12 protein-coding genes and 1 pseudogene are annotated in these 19,015 nt (G+C 38.4%); 12 read left to right on the top strand and 1 reads right to left on the bottom strand.

Going from position 1 to position 19,015, the window contains the following annotated elements; all coding sequences use genetic code 11:
- Position 1: 1 nt before the first annotated feature.
- The 5 genes from EYS08_RS12140 to EYS08_RS12120 all read left to right on the top strand — a co-directional run bounded on the left by EYS08_RS12140 (position 2) and on the right by EYS08_RS12120 (position 9,208).
- The gene (locus tag EYS08_RS12140) at positions 2 to 1,423 is read left to right on the top strand and encodes a TlpA family protein disulfide reductase (protein WP_131030292.1); all 1,422 of its coding nucleotides are present in this window, start codon (positions 2 to 4) and stop codon (positions 1,421 to 1,423) included.
- A 93-nt stretch (positions 1,424 to 1,516) separates the two neighbouring features.
- Complete coding sequence (gene ggt / locus EYS08_RS12135) at positions 1,517 to 3,238, top strand: gamma-glutamyltransferase (protein WP_131030291.1); 1,722 nt, start codon at positions 1,517 to 1,519, stop codon at positions 3,236 to 3,238.
- A gap of 83 nt (positions 3,239 to 3,321) precedes the next feature.
- Positions 3,322 to 5,658, top strand: a complete 2,337-nt coding sequence (locus tag EYS08_RS12130; RefSeq protein ID WP_131030290.1) for a GAF domain-containing protein — start codon at positions 3,322 to 3,324, stop codon at positions 5,656 to 5,658.
- A 115-nt stretch (positions 5,659 to 5,773) separates the two neighbouring features.
- The gene (locus EYS08_RS12125) at positions 5,774 to 7,483 is read left to right on the top strand and encodes a DUF885 family protein (RefSeq protein ID WP_131030289.1); all 1,710 of its coding nucleotides are present in this window, start codon (positions 5,774 to 5,776) and stop codon (positions 7,481 to 7,483) included.
- A gap of 402 nt (positions 7,484 to 7,885) precedes the next feature.
- Positions 7,886 to 9,208: an OmpA family protein gene (locus tag EYS08_RS12120; RefSeq protein WP_131030288.1), complete on the top strand. Its 1,323-nt coding sequence runs from the start codon at positions 7,886 to 7,888 to the stop codon at positions 9,206 to 9,208.
- A 380-nt stretch (positions 9,209 to 9,588) separates the two neighbouring features.
- On the opposite strand, the gene EYS08_RS12115 is transcribed toward EYS08_RS12120, so the two are convergent.
- A complete protein-coding gene (locus tag EYS08_RS12115) occupies positions 9,589 to 10,566 on the bottom strand; it encodes a hypothetical protein (protein ID WP_131030287.1) in 978 nt (325 codons plus the stop codon).
- Between the two features lie 110 nt (positions 10,567 to 10,676).
- Here EYS08_RS12115 and EYS08_RS12110 point away from each other — a divergent pair, with 110 nt between their 5' ends.
- The 7 genes and pseudogenes from EYS08_RS12110 to EYS08_RS12080 form a co-directional block, all read left to right on the top strand.
- The gene (locus EYS08_RS12110; RefSeq protein WP_055903221.1) at positions 10,677 to 11,111 is read left to right on the top strand and encodes a MarR family winged helix-turn-helix transcriptional regulator; all 435 of its coding nucleotides are present in this window, start codon (positions 10,677 to 10,679) and stop codon (positions 11,109 to 11,111) included.
- Between the two features lie 76 nt (positions 11,112 to 11,187).
- A complete protein-coding gene (locus EYS08_RS12105; RefSeq protein WP_208745849.1) occupies positions 11,188 to 13,593 on the top strand; it encodes a 3-hydroxyacyl-CoA dehydrogenase/enoyl-CoA hydratase family protein in 2,406 nt (801 codons plus the stop codon).
- A 137-nt stretch (positions 13,594 to 13,730) separates the two neighbouring features.
- Entirely contained in the window at positions 13,731 to 14,906 is a 1,176-nt protein-coding gene (locus EYS08_RS12100; RefSeq protein WP_086547852.1) for an acetyl-CoA C-acyltransferase, read from the top strand.
- 206 nt (positions 14,907 to 15,112) lie between these two features.
- Positions 15,113 to 16,906: an acyl-CoA dehydrogenase family protein gene (locus tag EYS08_RS12095; protein ID WP_131030285.1), complete on the top strand. Its 1,794-nt coding sequence runs from the start codon at positions 15,113 to 15,115 to the stop codon at positions 16,904 to 16,906.
- Between the two features lie 291 nt (positions 16,907 to 17,197).
- On the top strand, positions 17,198 to 17,644 hold the full coding sequence (locus tag EYS08_RS12090; RefSeq protein WP_131030284.1) for an FKBP-type peptidyl-prolyl cis-trans isomerase: 447 nt from the start codon (positions 17,198 to 17,200) through the stop codon (positions 17,642 to 17,644).
- 161 nt (positions 17,645 to 17,805) lie between these two features.
- Positions 17,806 to 18,675: an FKBP-type peptidyl-prolyl cis-trans isomerase gene (locus EYS08_RS12085; RefSeq protein WP_131030283.1), complete on the top strand. Its 870-nt coding sequence runs from the start codon at positions 17,806 to 17,808 to the stop codon at positions 18,673 to 18,675.
- Positions 18,676 to 18,825: 150 nt separating this feature from the next.
- Positions 18,826 to 19,015 (top strand): annotated as a pseudogene (locus tag EYS08_RS12080) (IS5/IS1182 family transposase); the annotation flags it as partial.

Here is a 19,015-nt window from a genome sequence, read left to right as displayed (position 1 = left end):
TATGAAAAGGATAATTTTATTTATTTTACTAATTACGGGTGCAATAAACTCTTTTGCGCAGGAAGCAAAACTTAATATCAAAAGTTTAAATGCTAAAAATAATAAGGTAATTATCCAAATTCCTGTAGATGATACATGGTTTTATCCGGCCCAAAAAGAGATTAAATTTGGCGATGATAGTACAGTAAACTATTCTTTAAAGATTAATAAACTTGCTTGGTTAAGAATTAACGATAATACAGTGTTAATAGAGCCAGGTACTACACATTTAGTTTTCGATAAAGGTATTTTGGTACAGAGCGATAAAAATAAGGAAGGAATGTTGCTTTTTAGCAAGAGGAATGCCGAGTTTTATCAATATAGAGCCCAAGATTATTATAAGAAAGATAGCACTATAGCTGGTTTGTATCAATTGCTCGAAAATGATAAGAATGAAGCATTAAAGCCTTACGTTGAGCTATTTTCGAAACAAAAGATTTCGGCAAACTTTTATAACGAAATAAAAAGGTATTTTTCAACCGAACAGATAATTTTGCAAGCTGCTATCCCAATGATAGTTTTAAGTACAAAGCAAAAAATAAATAACGATTTGGATAAAATGTGGGCAGATGCCTATGAAAAGCATTCAATGAACAATCTTCATGACGCTTTTTATCCAGATTTTTATTACCATACCAGATATTACGTAAATACTTATCTCAATTACTACATTCCGCTAAAAAAAGGAACTGAATTGTCCAAAAAAGATGAGAATACTGGCTTAAAAGTTATATATAAAACCTTCGAAAATAATTTTACAGGCAAAATGAAAGAGTTTTTGCTGGCAACTTTTCTATATGATGAGATGTTACAAAATAGATATCAGAAAGTATTGGTCGATTTGTTCGATTCGTATAACGCCAGTTATCCTAAAAGTAATTTTACGCCATATTTGCAACCAATGGCCAGTAAAATTATAACCTACCATAACGAAGTAAAAAAGGATTTTGAACCTGAGCAAAAAATATTGTCCAACTACGATAAAGTTAATAGCTTGGATAGTTTAATCGGCCAATTTAAAGGCAAAACTGTATTTGTTGATATTTGGGCAACCTGGTGTGGGCCATGTAAAGAAGAATTTGAATACAGTAAGGATCTGACGAAATTTCTCAAAGCAAAGCAGGTTGACATGCTTTTTATCTCTATAGATAAAGATGATGCGGCGCAGCAATGGAAAGAGATGATAAAATATTTTAAACTTTCTGGTAATCATGTTCGAACTAATCAAGCCCTGAGAAAAGATTTGAGCGATAAATTAGGAAAAAACGGGAGCTACGGAATACCTCGTTACTTAATTATTAAAAATGGGAAATTAGTAGTTGACAATGCTTTAAGACCAAGTGATAAAGAAAAATTATATGCACAAATTAGTAATTATTTATAGCCGCTAGAAAGACGTGTTTGTCTGTCTGAAAATTAAGATTAAAAAAAGTGATTACTGAGAAAAAATAAAGAGGTAATCGGAAAATATATAAAGATGCTGAATACTATAAAGCCCCTCAATAACTTTAAAAAATCGTTAATATACCTAAGTGTTGTACTGTTATTGGCTGGTTGTGTAACCGGCCAATTGGGTAAAAACAACAGTGGTGAATATAAAAATGGGATGGTGGTTTCTGCCCATCCGGAAGCATCGCAGGTTGGTATAGATATTTTAAAAAAGGGTGGGAATGCGGTTGATGCAGCTGTTGCTGTTCAGTTTGCACTTGCTGTGGTTTATCCAAATGCGGGGAATATTGGTGGAGGTGGTTTTATGGTGTACCGCGGTGCCAACGGCGAAATAAATGCCTTAGATTTTAGAGAAAAAGCAGCTGTTGCAGCCAGCAGAGATATGTATCTCGATTCGGCCGGTAATCCAATTGTAGATAAAAGTTTATATGGACATTTAGCCGCTGGCGTACCAGGATCAGTAGACGGCATGGTAGAGGCACACAAAAAATATGGAAAGCTTTCTTGGACACAGGTATTGCAACCGGCAATAAATTTGGCGCAAAATGGTTTTAAAATTACTAAGCGGCAAGCGAGTGAATTGAATGGTTTGCATAGAAAGTTTATGGATTTTAATCCCGATGGAACGGCCTTAGTAAATTTAGAAAGTACCTGGCAGGAAAATGATCTTCTGGTTCAAAAAGAGCTTGGCAATACGCTAAAACTGATCCAGGAAAAAGGTAGGGCAGGTTTTTATGAAGGCGCTGTGGCCGATTCGCTTGTGGCAGAAATGCAACGAGGCCATGGACTTATTACAAAAGAAGATTTAAGAAATTATCACGCTACCTGGCGTAAACCCATAACGGGCAACTATAGAGGCTATAAAATTATTACCATGCCGCCAACTTCGAGCGGAGGTATTGCCCTGATCCAATTGCTGCAAAGTGTAGAAAATTTTCCATTAAAAAAGTGGGGGCATAATGCAGACTCTACAGTTCAGGTAATTGTAGAAGCAGAAAGAAGAGTATATGCCGATCGGGCAACACATTTAGGCGACCCCGATTTTTATGCTGTTCCACAACAGCAAATGTTGAGTGCCGATTATAATAAAAAACGCATGGCAAACTTTAACTGGGCGGCAGCAACCCCAAGCAGCGCTGTTTTGGCAGGCGAAATAAAAGGGGCAGAACACGAAGAGACCACTCATTTCTCTATTGTAGATCGCGAGGGAAATGCCGTTTCGATTACCACCACCTTAAATGGTTCTTACGGATCGTTAGTTGCCGTAAAAGGAGCAGGATTTCTGTTGAATAATGAAATGGACGACTTTTCTGTTAAACCTGGCGCACCTAATATGTATGGTTTAGTTGGTGGCGAAGCCAATGCAATTGCACCCAATAAACGAATGTTAAGCTCTATGACACCGAGTATTGTAGAGAAAGATGGAAAATTATTTATGGTAGTGGGTACTCCAGGTGGTTCAACCATTATAACATCTGTATTTCAAACCATTATAAATGTAATCGATTTCGACATGTCGATGCAGTCGGCTGTAGCTGCTAAAAAGTTTCACCACCAATGGTTACCAGATGAGGTGTATATAGAAAAAGATGCTATCGATAGCCTATCAATAGAAAAATTAAAAGCAAAAGGCTATAAAATTGTACCAAGAGGTGCGATTGGCAGGGTAGATGCCATCTTAAAAACTAAATGGGGCAATTATCAAGGGGGCGCCGACCCGAGGGGAGATGATAAGGCTATTGGCTGGTAGCAATTTCTCACATCTATTTTTTATCTTAGCATTAGTCAATTTTTTGCAATTCAATTAGTTGTTCTGATTTAAAGTTAAAAGAGATGAAAAAGCGCATATTTAATCATGCCCGAAATTACCCAGATTTACCCCAGGTAGATTCGGCCATCTCTTTTGGCCCTTTTATCAAATACCTGCAACGAAAAATTAAAGAAGAACGGACCGTAAAATCTACCCTTTATAGCAATGCCTTAAAAGAATTTAAAAAACAGGGGATTGACAATCAGGTTATTGCTATCGACGATATTTATCAGCACGAATTACTGTTAGAGCATATGTATGCCTGTCTTTCGCCAGCACTTTTAACAGAAGATCATCAGGCTTGGGGGCTTTGTGCGCCAATGCAGCCCATTACTTTTTATGGAACAGAACTGATGTACGAATTACTCGAACATGAAGAGAAAGATCAAAACAGTTTTGTCGGTTCAAAAACGCTTGAGCAACATGAGCATGATCGCCTGCACTTTATCTACTCCTTCATTCTTAACGAATTATACGCATTCCACGCACCTTTAAAAGAAAAATACCATTCGGGCATCAATGCTGATACTGGTTTGCCAGGTTATTTTCATATTGGTATTAATGCCAGTTTTATCGAAGTAAGGGCTAAACAAGCATTGCCCAAGCTAAGTTATCGCGAGCTGCAGCAATATTTGAGTGAAGAATCTGGATTGGATAAGCTACAGCAGGTGCTGCCACTAACGCTTTTTGAGCTTAGAGGTATTTCGGTACTTACCATTACCGATGTTACCGCCAAACAGGCTGTAGAAAATATTAAAAGCGTTAGGTTGAGCCGCGTGCCTGGCGGTGAGGGTGTCGCTTATGGAGAAGTGATACAATCGCTTAAAGTGATGGTGCAAAATGCCAATATCCAATTCGATCTTTTCCCTTTCGTAAGGGTAAACAACAAAATGGTTTACGGGTATGTAAAAGGAGGAAGTGGTCTGTTGTTTTCGGTCTGGGGTGAAGAAACTTTAAGTCCTGAAGCTTTTCGGCAGATTGCCGAAGGTTATGCTGCAAACCCGAATTCGTTTTACTCGCCCGATATCTGGGCCGAAAGCAAAGAGATGTTTCCCTGGTTAGACAGGTTTAGGGAATTGAATGTAAAATCGATGGCGCTCATACCTGTATTTCACAACCAGATTTTGGTAGGTGTACTGGGGATGCATACCTGGGTTGGTGAAACTTTCGATGAAAAGAAAATTACTTTATTGGAGCCCGTCTTAGCACCTATTGCTCAGCTCTTACAGGTCTATATCGACGAATTTAACCTCGAGATTGAAAACATCATCAAAGAAAAATATACCTCTATCCAACCTGCTGTACAGTGGAAGTTTAATGAAGCTGCCTGGCATCATCTTTACAATAAGAAAAGGAATTTGCCACAGCGTTATGACGACATTAGTTTTGCAGACGTTTACCCTTTTTATGGCGCAATAGATATTAGAAATTCTACCACAGAACGTAATGTAGCCAGTAAGGCCGATCTGAGCCTGCACCTGAGTCTGTTTCGTGAAACGCTGGAAGAGCTGAGCAAAACTTATAGCGATGCTTTGCTGGTGGAGATCATTTTTAACTGCAACAAGTGGAGTGATATTTTACAGGGTGATGAGTTGAATACAACTGATGAAAACAGCCTCAATATTTTCCTTAAAGAAGAAACAAGCGATTACCTAAAGCTCATTTCCCAATCGCATCCTAATACTCAAAAGGTAATCGGTAAATACCTTGACCGCATTTCGATGCCTCATGGCGAAGTGCATAAACACCGTCAGGCTTTGGAAACATCCATGCAGCTGATCAATACGGCTATTAACAATTATTTTGAAAGTGAACGCGAAAAACTTCAAGATTCTTATCCCTGTTATTTCGAAAAATTCAGAACAGATGGTGTTGAATACGACATCTATATCGGGCAGTCTATTGCACCTGATCGGATTTTTAATCACTTCCACCTTAAAAATCTACGGTTATGGCAACTGTCATCAATGGCTGAGATTGCCAAAATGGTGCAGCAGCTCCAGCCCGATTTGGCCGTTAAGCTGGCCATTACGCAACTTATCTTTATTCACAACCATCCAATAGATATTAGTTTTAGGATAGATGAGCGAAAGTTCGATGTAGAAGGCGCTTACAACATCAGGTATCAGATGATCAAAAAAAGGATTGATAAAATACTCATTCGCAATTCGCAGGAGCGCCTTACCCAGCCCGATAAACTGGCACTGATCTATTTCAATAAAAGAGATATTGAAGATTACCTGCCGTTTGTAAAATACCTGCAGGAAACTGGCGTACTGAAATCTGAAACCGAAGATCTTGATTTGGAAGATTTACAGGGACTAAGCGGATTAAAGGCATTGCGCTTAACTATTTTTTAAACATTTAATTGAGCTGCCTTTATCTAATATTCAATAAGTTACACAGGCACCCTGTGGCAAATACTTCGCAGTTTAGCTATATTGCGCCAGCTAATCAAAAATACCCCCAATCACTATGCGCAAACTATTTCCACTGTTTTTATTTCTAACCGTTACAGTACAAATACACGCTCAAACTAATGAAGCCAGCCTGGTAAGTCCACTGATTAATCAATACCAATCAGACAAGACCATGCTAAACCGTAAATATACGCTCAAGCGATCGGAAGAATACTTTAAGCGGATGGAACGCTTTTATGCTGAATGGCAAAAACAATTAAGGGCATTGCCTTTTAATAAGCTAACGGTAAATGAAAGGGTAGATTATATTTTGCTTAAACGCGATATCCGATCAGATTCGGCAAGTTTACAACAGCACTACGCCGAATTTAAAAGCAGCATTTTTGCTTTGCCTTTTGCCAAAATACTATTAGCTTTTGAAGCAAAGCGAAGAATTGGTCAGCAGCAAGATGGCAAAATTACCAAAGAACAATTCGAAGAACTGAAAGAGGCTATTCAGAAAACCACAAAAGCTGTAGAAAGCAAAGACTTGGCAGTTACGCCAGTACAGGCTTCTTGGGCGCAGGAAACCGTTAACCAATACCTGGCTGTATTTACCGAAGCCTATAAATTTTATGATGGTTACGATCCGCAATTTACCAAAGCTACCAAAGCAGTTTATCCTGAAGTAGTAGATGCCGCAAAGGATTATGCTGCTGCACTGGGTAAAATAGCTAAACCGTCAAATGCCAAAGACGATGGAAGTGGCATTATTGGCAATCCGATAGGAAGAACAGCTTTATTAAGCAGCTTAAAAGATGAGATGATTGCTTATACACCTGAGGAGATTGAGGCCGTTGCCATGAGGGAATTTGCCTGGTGTGATGCCGAAATGCTTAAAGCCTCGCAACAAATGGGCTTTGGTAACGACTGGAAAAAAGCACTTGAAAAAGTAAAAACAGATTATCCTGAATTGGGAAAACAGCCCGAACTGGTTTATGAACTGGCCAATGAAGCCATAGACTTTGTAGAGAAAAATAAACTCATCGCCATTCCGGCCCTGGCCAAAGAAGGCTGGCGCATGCGCATGTTAAGTCCGAAGGAACAATTGTTTGCACCGTTTTTTCTAGGTGGCGAATCCGTATTAATTGCTTATCCAACAGAAGACATGAGCGAGGATGCCAAAATGATGACCTTGCGAGGCAATAACAGGCATTTTTCCAGAGCTGTAGTTTTTCATGAGCTTATTCCTGGGCATAACCTTCAGTATTATATGCAGAGCCGCTACAAACCTTATCGCAAAGTATTTGGCACGCCTTTCTGGACGGAAGGCTGGTCGCTGTACTGGGAGATGTTGCTGTGGGACCAGAACTTTGCAAAATCTCCGGAAGATAAAATTGGGATGCTTTTTTGGCGCATGCACCGTTGTGCGCGTATCATTTTTTCAATGAACTACCATTTAGGCAAATGGACACCTCAGCAGTGTATCGACTTTTTGGTAGATCGTGTGGGTTTTGAGCGTGCCAATGCCGAAGCCGAGGTGCGTAGATCATTTACTGGGGGCTACGGACCGTTATACCAAATAGGGTATATGTTAGGTGGATTACAGTTTAGGGCATTGCATAAAGAACTGGTGCAAAGTGGTAAAATGACCAATATCGAGTTTCATAATCGCATACTCTGCGAAAATAATATGCCTGTAGAAATGGTAAGAGCCTTATTGATCAACCAGCAATTACCTGAAAATTTCAGTACCCGATGGAAATTTGCCGGCGATATCAAATAGTGTACAATATTTTGGCGATGTGCTTACAGCATGAGGCAATGTATGATCAAAAAAAGGAGTGAAAATATTAACCCATAATTCTCAGGAGTGACTTGCCAACCTGATAAATTGGCATTGATCTATTTTAACAGGAGGATACTGCCGATTCCCTATCCGTAAAATAACTACAAGAAATATGGGATGTTAAGAACGAAAATGAAGATTTTGATTTTGGAAGACCAATAAGGTTTAAGCGGATTAAAAGCCATGCGTTTACTATTTATAACTTATTTTTTAGTTTTGCTTGTGTATCGCATCGTCGATTAGTGTTGAAAAGTTGATAAGTATTTTTACATGCTTGTATTTTTGGTATGGCTATTGTAATAGTTGTGCCAACGCTTATTCAACGTTAAAAGAAAATTTATGAAACTACAACTATTTAAAACACTACCGGTTGCCCTCGCTGGTTTATTAATCGGGTCGGTTGCTTCAGCTCAGGAAAGCCCTGCAACTTCCACAACAACATTCAGAACATGGTCTATCGGTGTAAACGCTGGTGTACTTACGCCATTATCACCATTAGGTGGAAAAAATGATTTCAGTAACAACAAATCAAGTTTAGGTTATGGCCTTTACATTAAAAAACAATTTACGCCATATTTCTCTCTTCGTTTAGATGGAGTTCGTGGTAAATTAAAAGGCAATAATACCGAGCCTTATGAAAGCGGAGTGGTAAATAACTCTCCAGTTAGGGCTTTTGACACCCAGTTATCATACTCTGGAAGTTTAAATGCTGTAGTAAACATGTTCAATATCGATATGTTTAAAAAAGAGAACACTTTACAACTTTATGCTTCAGCTGGTGCTGGTATTGCAGCTTACAAACCTACAATTACTACCGCAGCTGGAACTTCAGAATTTGGTGGTGGAGATAACATTAACGAATTAATTATTCCAGTGGGTTTAGGTGCTAAATTTAAAATTTCTGATGCAGTTAACTTAGATTTAGGTTGGACAATCAACTTTGTTGATGGTGATAACCTAGATGGTTACTACAGAGGCGGAAACGATAAATATAACTATGCTTATGCTGGTTTAGAATTTGCTTTAGGTAGCGGAAAACAATTGGCTTTCCACAACCCGGTAGCTTTAACTTATGATGAAGCTTTAAAAGCAAAACAAACTGCAGAAGGTTTAAAATCTGATTTAAATGCTCAAAAAGCTGAAAATGCAAAACTACGTTCGGAAATGAATGACATCTTGAAAGATACAGATGGTGATGGTGTTGCAGATAAATTGGATAAATGTCCGGATACACCAGCAGGTACTGTTGTTGATGGTTCTGGTTGTCCGTTAAAAACACCAGAAAAAGTTGTAGAGAAAGTAATCGTAACAGAAGAAGATCGTAAAGTTGTTAATGAAGCGATTAAAAATTTAGAGTTCGATTTAGGTAAAGCAACCATTCGTTCTAAATCTTATACTTCATTAAATAGAGTTGCAGCACTGTTAATTCAGAAAAACTTCAGTTTAAAATTAGCTGGTCACACAGATAATACAGGTTCAAAAGAATTAAACCTACGTTTATCGAAAGATAGAGCAGAATCTGTAAAAGCTTATTTAGTTTCTCAAGGTGCAAATGCATCACGTATTGAGGCTACAGGTTATGGTATGGGCCAACCAATTGCTACTAACAAAACAGCGGCTGGTCGTCAACAAAACCGTCGTGTAGAGTTTACCCTTTACTAGTCTGTTTTAACACACATATTAGAGCGCCTCGATTTATTGGGGCGCTTTTTTTATATACCAAAATCACCTTTTTTCTAAAATCTAATTAATTTTAACTAGCTGCTTTCTGGTTATGGTTATAAAAGCAAATTTGCCCTCCTGAACGCAGTGAAGGATCTTTTATGCATACTTTGGTGAAATGGCTTTGTGAGATTGCAAGGCCAATGGTTCTTCTGTTAAGGATTCTTCACTGCGTTCAGAATGACAGGTTAATAGGGCGTCATTGCATGACTCTAGTCGTTGCGTCTTCTACGACATAAGGTAATTCTGTAATGTTAAGTTTCGCATTTCTAATGTCTTGGTGAGACATTAATACATCTATGCGGATCGTCAAAGACATTTTATTTAAGCGAAACAATTACCTTTTTGATTTCGCTCAAATCATTCATTTCAAAATTCGGAGATTGTGGATAAAACCGTTGATAAATGATTTTATCATCTTTGCTATCATAAACACTGATTATTTTATCATTAGAACGTTGAGTGTAAACTACATACTTAATATTCGTTCCGGTATTAAAAATTAAACTATCTAATCCCTTGTACGATACAAATTTGAGTTTGTAGTTATAAGGTTCTAAAACTACCCCCGATTGAGGCAAAAGTGCCAGTTTGGATGAGAATACCTCCTTGATATACTCAGGCACGTACAAGGTTTCCCTTGCTAATTCTGGTAAACGTACCTTATTGTAAAATTGGTAATCTAAATTACAATTCTCGTTTGCGAGCAATCCATCATTGATCTGTTTTAAATAACCCGTTAAAAATCCTGGCGACCAATTGAGAAAATTCGACTTGTTGTAAAGGGTTGATATAAGGTTATTTCTTATCGCTCTTTTTGAGCCAGTAGTGACGTCCTGAATTTCTATTTGAAGATTGGTGTTCCGATCAGCAAAAAGCGTAATCGTTGCAAGTATACTTTCTTCCTTTTTTTTAGGTTTTTTGGATGGACTAACCAGCTTTAATGCATAAACTACGTTTACATTTTTGGTGCTATCCAGCTTATTGGCATAACCATCGAAATAAAAGAATGAATAATTTGAAAGCGTATCGTAACGGGCAAGCTCTTCGGGTTTAATAATTTTATAAGGTGTGATGGTCCAGTTTTTTTTTATGGCCCGATCAAATTTTTCCAGTTCGGTATAATCAGCATACTGTAAAGTAAACAGGGTTGTTGTTTTTTTAAATGTCTCTAATTTTTGACTGTTTAAAAGAGCAGCTCCAAAATAAGATACCTGACTTTTACAAATTGTAGCCCATAAAATAAACAGGCTAAATAGGAGAATTCCTCTAGCTTTTAACATATTAAGTGTTTTCATTTTGTGTTTGACTATAATAAGAAAAATTTGACAAATATTTTGAATTTTTCTATTGCATTAACAAAATACATTCATTAGCTTTGTTATGCAAGCATAATAAATTAGCAAAAATGAAACAACAACAAACCATAGATTACCACGTTAAGTTTGCCTGGCAAAATATGTTTAATAAGTACAATCAAATGGCATCTAGTTTTGGGATTACCCAAGCCATTGGTTACATGCTTATTAATATAGATGATGCCGAGGGAACTGCGGTTTCAAATTTAGCTGGCTTGCTTGGGGTTAAAGCTACCAGTTTATCCCGTATGTTAAATAATATGGAAGAGGCCAACCTCATTTACCGTGAAACATCTGCAGGCGATAAACGATCCGTTAAGGTTTTTCTAACTGATTTCGGCAAAGAGAAAAAACAATTGGCCAAAGGTGTTGTCCGGAAATTTAATGAATATCTCGATGAGCATTTCTCTAAAAAGGAGAAAGAGACTTTTATTAATTTATTGATAAAACTAAATGATATCACGGTAGCCTATACTGTTGATTAATAAATATAACAATCAAACCTGTTTGGTAGGTTGCTACATAAATGGCTCTACCAGACTTATGAAAAGCAAATAGATAATGAAACGAAGCATTAATAAAGTTGCAGTTTTAGGTTCGGGTATTATGGGGTCGCGTATTGCATGCCACTTCGCCAATATTGGCGTAGAGGTTTTGCTGTTAGATATTGCCCCCAAAGAGCTAAGTCCCGAAGAGCAGGCAAAAGGATTAACACTGGATAATCCAGCCGTAAAAAACAGGATTGTTAATACAGCTTTGCAAACGGCTGTAAAAACAAATCCATCGCCAGTTTATACCAAAAAAGCATTAAATAAGATCAAAACTGGGAATTTCGACGATGATATGTCGAAAATTGCCGGCTACGATTGGGTAATTGAAGTCGTGGTCGAAAATCTTGATATCAAGAAAAAAGTTTTTGAGCAGGTAGAGCAGTTCCGTAAACCCGGCACATTAATTACTTCGAATACTTCTGGTATTCCAATCCACTTAATGGCTGAAGGAAGGAGCGATGATTTTAAATCGCATTTCTGCGGCACACACTTTTTTAATCCGCCCCGCTATTTAAAATTGCTGGAAGTTATCCCTACGCTACACACACAGCCTGAAATTGTTGATTTTCTGATGCATTATGGCGATAAATTTTTAGGAAAAACAACTGTTTTATGTAAAGATACACCAGCTTTTATCGCCAATCGTGTAGGTGTTTATTCCATCATGGCACTTTTGCATTTGGTTGAAAAACTGGATCTGACAGTGGAAGAGGTTGATAAATTTACCGGACCAGCCTTGGGTCGACCAAAATCGGCTACTTTCCGCACTTCGGATGTGGTAGGTCTAGATACCATGATTAAAGTGGCAAAAGGACTTTATGATAATTGTCCGGATGATAAAGCACACGATTTGTTTAAACTTCCAGCATACGTGCAAAAAATGGAAGAGAACAAATGGCTTGGTGATAAAACCAAACAGGGTTTCTATAAAAAGATAAAAACTGCTGATGGTAAAACCGAAATCCTTGCGCTTGATTTAAAAACTTTAGAATACAAACCACAGCAAAAAGTAAAATCAGCTACCTTAGAAATGACCAAGCCGGTTGAAAACCTTCGTGAGCGTATGAAGATTTTTGCAAAAGGAAAAGATAAAGCAGGCGAGTTGTTCCGCCATTCTTCTTTTGGTTTATTCGAATATGTATCTGACAGAATCCCTGAAATTTCTGATGAACTGTACCGTATCGATGATGCCATGCGTGCAGGTTTTGGATGGGAGTTGGGCCCTTTTGAGCTATGGGATGCAGTTGGTGTAAAAGAAGCCATCGAAGGAATGGAGCAATATGGCAATAAAGCTGCGGCTTGGGTACACGAAATGCTCGGTGCCGGTAATACTTCATTCTATAAAGTAGAAAATGGCGTTAAAAAATATTACGATATCCCTTCTAAAAGTTATAAAATTTTACCGGGAACCGATGAGTTTATCATCTTGGATAACCTCCGCGAAAATAAAACGCTGTGGAAAAACTCAGGTGTTTCGATTATCGATCTGGGCGATGGCATTCTGAATGTAGAATTCCACACCAAGATGAATACCATTGGCGGTGATGTGATTTCTGGAATAAACAAAGCGATTGATATGGCCGAGAAAGATTACCGCGGTTTGGTAATCGGTAATGATGGTGCAAATTTTTCTGCCGGAGCAAATGTGGGTATGATTTTTATGATGGCGGTAGAGCAGGAGTGGGACGAATTGAACATGGCAATCCGCATGTTCCAAAACACTTCGATGCGTATTCGTTATTCTTCTATTCCGGTGGTGGTTGCTCCGCATAATTTAACCTTGGGCGGTGGCTGCGAATTCAGTTTACATGCCGATCATGTTCAGCTTTCGGCCGAAACCTATATGGGCTTGGTTGAGTTTGGTGTAGGCGTTATCCCTGGTGGAGGCGGCACAAAAGAATTTGCTTTACGTGCTTCTGATGAATATAAAGACGATCAGATTGTGCAAAATGCTTTGAAAGACCGTTTCTTAACCATCGGAATGGCGAAAGTTTCTACTTCAGGTTACGAGGCTTACGAATTGGGTTATCTGCAAAAAGATAAATTCTCGATCTCGATGAACCGGAACCGCTTATTGGCCGATGCAAAAGCTAAAGCAATAGAACTTGCTGATGCCGGTTATACGAAGCCCGTGCAACGGAACGATATTAAAGTATTAGGAAAGCAAGGTTTAGGAATTGTTTATGCTGGTGCAAATAGTATGTATGCCGGGCATTTCATTTCCGAACACGATAAAAAAATCTCTGAAAAATTAGGTTATGTAATGTGTGGCGGCGATTTATCTGCTCCAACAGAAGTAACCGAGCAATATTTATTGGATCTGGAAAGAGAAGCATTTTTATCACTTGCTGGCGAAAGGAAATCGCTAGAGCGGATCCAATCAATTATTACGAAGGGGAAACCGTTGAGGAATTAGTGAGTTAAATATTGAGATATGAGTATCAAGTATCAAGATGCGATTGTCGAATAAAGCTTTACTTACATTAATTAACAAATAAAATATTGCGAGGATTAAGTCTTGATACTTGATTCTAGCTACTAGATACTTAAACAATGGAAGCATATATTATAGCCGGATATCGTACAGCAGTGGGCAAAGCACCCCGTGGCGTATTCCGTTTTACAAGAGCTGATGATTTAGCCGCAGAAGTAATCAGGGCTTTAGTGGCCTCAGTTCCGAATTTAGATAACGAACAGATTGATGATGTAATAGTAGGTAACGCTACGCCGGAAGCAGAGCAAGGCTTAAATATTGGCCGTATGATTTCGCTAATGGGTTTGGATACCGATAAAGTTCCTGGTGTTACGGTGAACCGCTACTGTGCATCGGGTTTAGATACCATTGCTACGGCAGTTGCCAAAATTAAGGCTGGCATGGCAGATTGTATTATTGCCGGTGGGGTAGAGGTTATGAGCGGAATGCCTTTTGGTGGGTGGAAGCTTGTACCAAATGCAGAAGTTGCAAAAAACAATCCAGACTGGTATTGGGGGATGGGTTTAACCGCCGAGGCAGTAGCTAAAGAATATAATGTGAGCCGTGAAGATCAGGATGCTTTTTCGTTAAAATCTCATGAGAAAGCTATTCATGCTATAAAAAACGGTCATTTAAAAGATGGTATTCTGCCAATCACCGTAAACGAAAATTACCTTGATGCAAACCTTAAAAAGAAAACCCGTTCTTACGTGGTTGATACCGATGAAGGTCCACGTGCAGATACCACATTAGATAAGTTGGCGAAATTGAAACCCGTATTCGATGCGGTTGGAAGTGTAACTGCGGGTAATTCATCGCAAACATCTGATGGAGCAGCTTTTGTTTTGGTGGTTTCTGAAAAGAAAATGAAAGAATTAAATGCAGAACCGATTGCCAGGTTGGTAAGTTACGGTATCGCAGGAGTTCCGCCACGCATTATGGGGATTGGCCCAATCGAGGCGATTCCAAAAGCGTTGAAACAAGCCGGTTTGAAAAAAGAAGATATCGATTTAATCGAACTGAACGAAGCTTTTGCTTCTCAATCTTTAGCCGTAATCAGAACACTGGATTTAAATCCTGATGTAATTAACGTAAACGGAGGTGCGATTGCCCTTGGTCATCCACTGGGTTGTACCGGAGCAAAATTGACCGTACAGATTATGAACGAATTAAAAAGACAGAACAAGAAATACGGAATGGTAACCATGTGTGTAGGAACAGGGCAGGGTGCCGCAGGTATTTTTGAACTTTTGTAATGGGCTAATTTGCAAGTACAATAGATACAGATGTTTAAAGTCCATATTTAAGGCGATCGTCACCCTGAATTCATTTCAGGGTCTTTAAGCAAGATAGATGCTGAAACAAGTTCAGCATGACGGATTTTAAAAAATAACATTAATGATTTGGGTTTGGATTTGGGCAGGTCTCAAATCTCAAATCTCATTTCTCAAATCTCATAACAATGGAAACAACTGAAAAAAAGACAATTAAAGGCGGTGAATTCTTAATTAAGGATACCACATATCAGGAAATATTTATTCCTGAAGAATTTGATGAAGAGCAGCAGATGATTGCGCAAACCTGTCGCGATTTTTTGGCCGCGGAGGTTTATCCCAATTTAGATAAAATTGATAAACAGGAAGATCCTGAACTCATGCCGACACTTTTAACCAAAGCTGGCGAATTGGGTATTTTAGGCGTTTCGGTACCAGAAGAGTATGGAGGTTTCGGTAAAAACTTTAATACTTCCATGCTGGTTGCAGACGTGGTAGGTGCAGGCCACTCTTTCGCGGTTGCACTTTCTGCTCATACAGGAATTGGTACCTTACCAATTTTATATTATGGTAATGAAGCACAAAAAGCAAAGTATATTCCTAAACTCGGTTCGGGCGAATGGAAGGCTGCTTATTGCTTAACCGAGCCAAACTCAGGTTCGGATGCAAACTCTGGAAAAACCAAAGCCACGCTGAGCAATGATGGTAAACACTACATCATCACAGGACAGAAAATGTGGATCACCAATGGTGGTTTTGCCGATATTTTTATTGTTTTCGCTAAAATTGATGATGATAAAAACTTAACTGCATTTATTGTGGAGAAAGATTTTGGTGGCATCACTATGAATCCCGAAGAGCACAAAATGGGTATTAAAGGTTCTTCAACCCGTCAGGTTTTCTTTAACGATTGCCAGGTACCTGTTGAGAATATGTTGAGCGATAGAGAAAACGGGTTCAAAATCGCGGTTAACATTTTAAATATTGGCCGTATCAAATTATCGGCGGCAGCTATTGGGGCTTCAAAAGCTACTTTAAATACAGCGATTAATTATTCGAACGAACGGATCCAGTTTGGTCGCCCGATTTCTAAATATGGCGCTATCCGTTTTAAAATTGCAGAAATTGCCGCCAAACTTTACGCTGTTGATGCGGCGAACTACCGTGCAGGTCAGAATATTGATGATACTTACGATCAACTGGTTGCAGGTGGAATGGAATCTGGTAAAGCGAGGTTAAAATCTGTTGAGCAATTTGCGGTAGAGTGTGCCATTTTAAAAGTATGGGGTTCTGAAGCTTTAGATTATACTGTGGATGAAGGTGTGCAGATTTACGGTGGTATGGGCTTTAGTGCCGATGCACCAATGGATAGGGCCTACCGTGATGCACGTATTAACCGGATTTTCGAAGGTACAAATGAAATTAACCGTTTGTTAACCGTTGATATGATGCTGAAACGCGCCATGAAAGGTGAATTGGATTTAATGACACCAGCTACAGCAGTTGCAGCCGAATTGATGAGCATTCCTGATTTTGGTGAAGAAGATACCACCTTATTTGCTGCAGAGAAAAAGGTACTCTCGAATTTGAAAAAAGCAACTTTAATGGTAGCTGGTGCTGCGGTACAAAAGTTGATGATGACCTTAAGCAAAGAGCAGGAAATTCTAATGAACATTGCCGACATGGCCAGTTATGTTTATGTGCTCGAATCTGCTCTGTTGAGAACAGAAAAATTAGCAAGTACCCGCGGCGAAGAAGCCATTGCAGGTCAATTAGATCTATTAAGAATTTATTTAGTAGAAGCGGTTGACGGTATTGCCAAAGCAGGTAAAGAAGCACTTTGGGCGTTCGCCGAAGGTGATGAGCAACGTATGATGTTGGTTGGTTTACGCCGCTTTACAAAGGTGGAGCCATTTAATGTTAAAGATGCCCGTCAAAGAGTTGCGCAACAATTGATCGAAGCAAATAAATATATCTTTTAAGGTAGGTTTAGGGTGTAGGGCTTAAGGTTTAGGGTCTGGGTGTATTAACTCAGGCGCTAAACCTTTTTTGGTTTGTGAAATTAAGGTTCGGAGATTCGGGTTAACAGGACCGCAAAACCTGAATAATTAGCCCGATTGAAACGTTATCCTTTTTCTTGCAGAATTCACAATATGCTGTCATGCTGAGGCACGAAGCATCTGAAACCGATGAAAGCACGGCTATGTGCTTCATCACATTTGAAAAATTAGCTTAGTTTTTAGAGTTGTACTATTAAAATCCTATTTTCGCGTATGATTAAATTTAGATTCCTTACCATACTCTTTTTATGTGTAGCTGCAGTTTCATCTTGTAAAAAGGATGAAGACCCTGAAAAACAGATTACCGATTTCATCAAACAAAATAATATTAATGCAGTTAGAGATAACTCTGGCTTATATTATCAGATCATTAAACCAGGTTCGGGTTCTTTTGCTTATCCCAGCAATACTAAAATCACCATCAAATATGAGGGCAGGTTGTTAAATGGTAATGTGTTTGATAATGGTGGTGGCAAAGAGCAGACCTTTAATCTGGCAGAATTAATACAGGGCTGGAGAATAGGCATTCCTAAAATTCAAAAAGGCGGCGAAATTAGATTAATCGTTCCTCCAAGTTTAGGGTATGGAAGTGGAGCTGTAGGTTCTATTCCAGGTAATTCGGTATTGGATTTTACAATTCAGCTTTCGAACACACAATAGGTTATCATTCAGTGTTAACAATAGGCTTATTTGTTAAAATAGGTTAAAAATTGTAGCATCAGTATTAAAAGCTTATTTTTGCGATTGATGGTTAAGTTTAAACGTATTATTCTATTGATATGCTATATTTAACTATAACACTTACAGACGTACAATAATAAATGAACAAATTTACTAAACTTAGCCTATTCGCACTTTTACTGGCTACTACAATCTTCAGCTCATGTAAAAAAGAATATGAGTCTATTGAAAGTGTAGATGATGCCGCTATCCAGGCTTATCTTAAAAAGAACAATCTTACCTTCACCAAAGATACAAAAGGCTATTATTATAAACTCACCGACCTAGGTTCTGGTGCAGCTGTCGCAAATCAGGATTCGGTTTATTATTCTTATAGTTTTAAAACTTTACCAGGACAAGTTTTTTTTCAATCAACTGATTTAATGATCCCAGGTAATTTTTTAGGTTATACGGATCGGTTTGAATTTGAACAACGGCAGTATCTTCTCACCCCAATTAGAGAAGTTTTAACAAAATTAAAAAGAGGCGGCAAAGCAACGTTAATTATGCCATCTAATATGGTTTTTGGCAAAAATGGTTTAAGTACTCTTAATATTGCTTCTAATGAAAACATTATAGTTGATCTAGGAATTTATGCCGAATCTAAGAGACATGAAATAGATGAATTTGAAATCAATAAATTAATTGCCAATAATAATTTAACAATGATTAAGGATCCATCACGGGCACGTTATAGTATTATTACACCTGGTACGGGAACTGATGCTATTAATTTAAATTCTACAATAGTTGCAAATTATACGTTAAGAACCTTGGATGGAGTAGTGGCTCAAACAAGCACTGATGGAAATTTTACTGGCGTTTTAGGTGATCTGGTTAAGGGATGGCAGTTGATTTTGCCTGGGAAAATAACAGCTGGAGGTAAAATACGTTTAATTCTCCCGTCAGATTTAGGGTATGGTTCTTCTCCTCTCGATTTCGATATAGAAATAGTAAAAGTTACAAACTAGACAATCATATTTGATTCTTTCAAAAAATGCTCAACAATCAGGAGGGCACTGAAAAAGTCCCTTCAAGATTGGGTCAGAAAAAAGGAGTAGAAATTAATAATTTCTGCTCCTTTTTTTGTATTTTAAAGGTGTACCAGAACGGCCTTTAAAATGCTTCTTCAACAACAAAAAATCCAGTTTAGCGAATTTTCCAGGCTCTACGATCTGATTGTCCCTAAGGAGAATCTGCTGCGCAAGATTAACGAGCTTATAGATTTTAGTTTTATATATAACGAGCTTTTGGATAAATACTGTCAGGACAATGGGCGTGCGGCAGAGAGCCCTGTGCGTATGTTCAAAT

Origin of the sequence: Pedobacter kyonggii, from assembly GCF_004310665.1 — a bacterium.
Lineage (GTDB): Bacteria > Bacteroidota > Bacteroidia > Sphingobacteriales > Sphingobacteriaceae > Pedobacter > Pedobacter kyonggii.
This window is presented reverse-complemented; position numbering and strand designations above follow the sequence as displayed.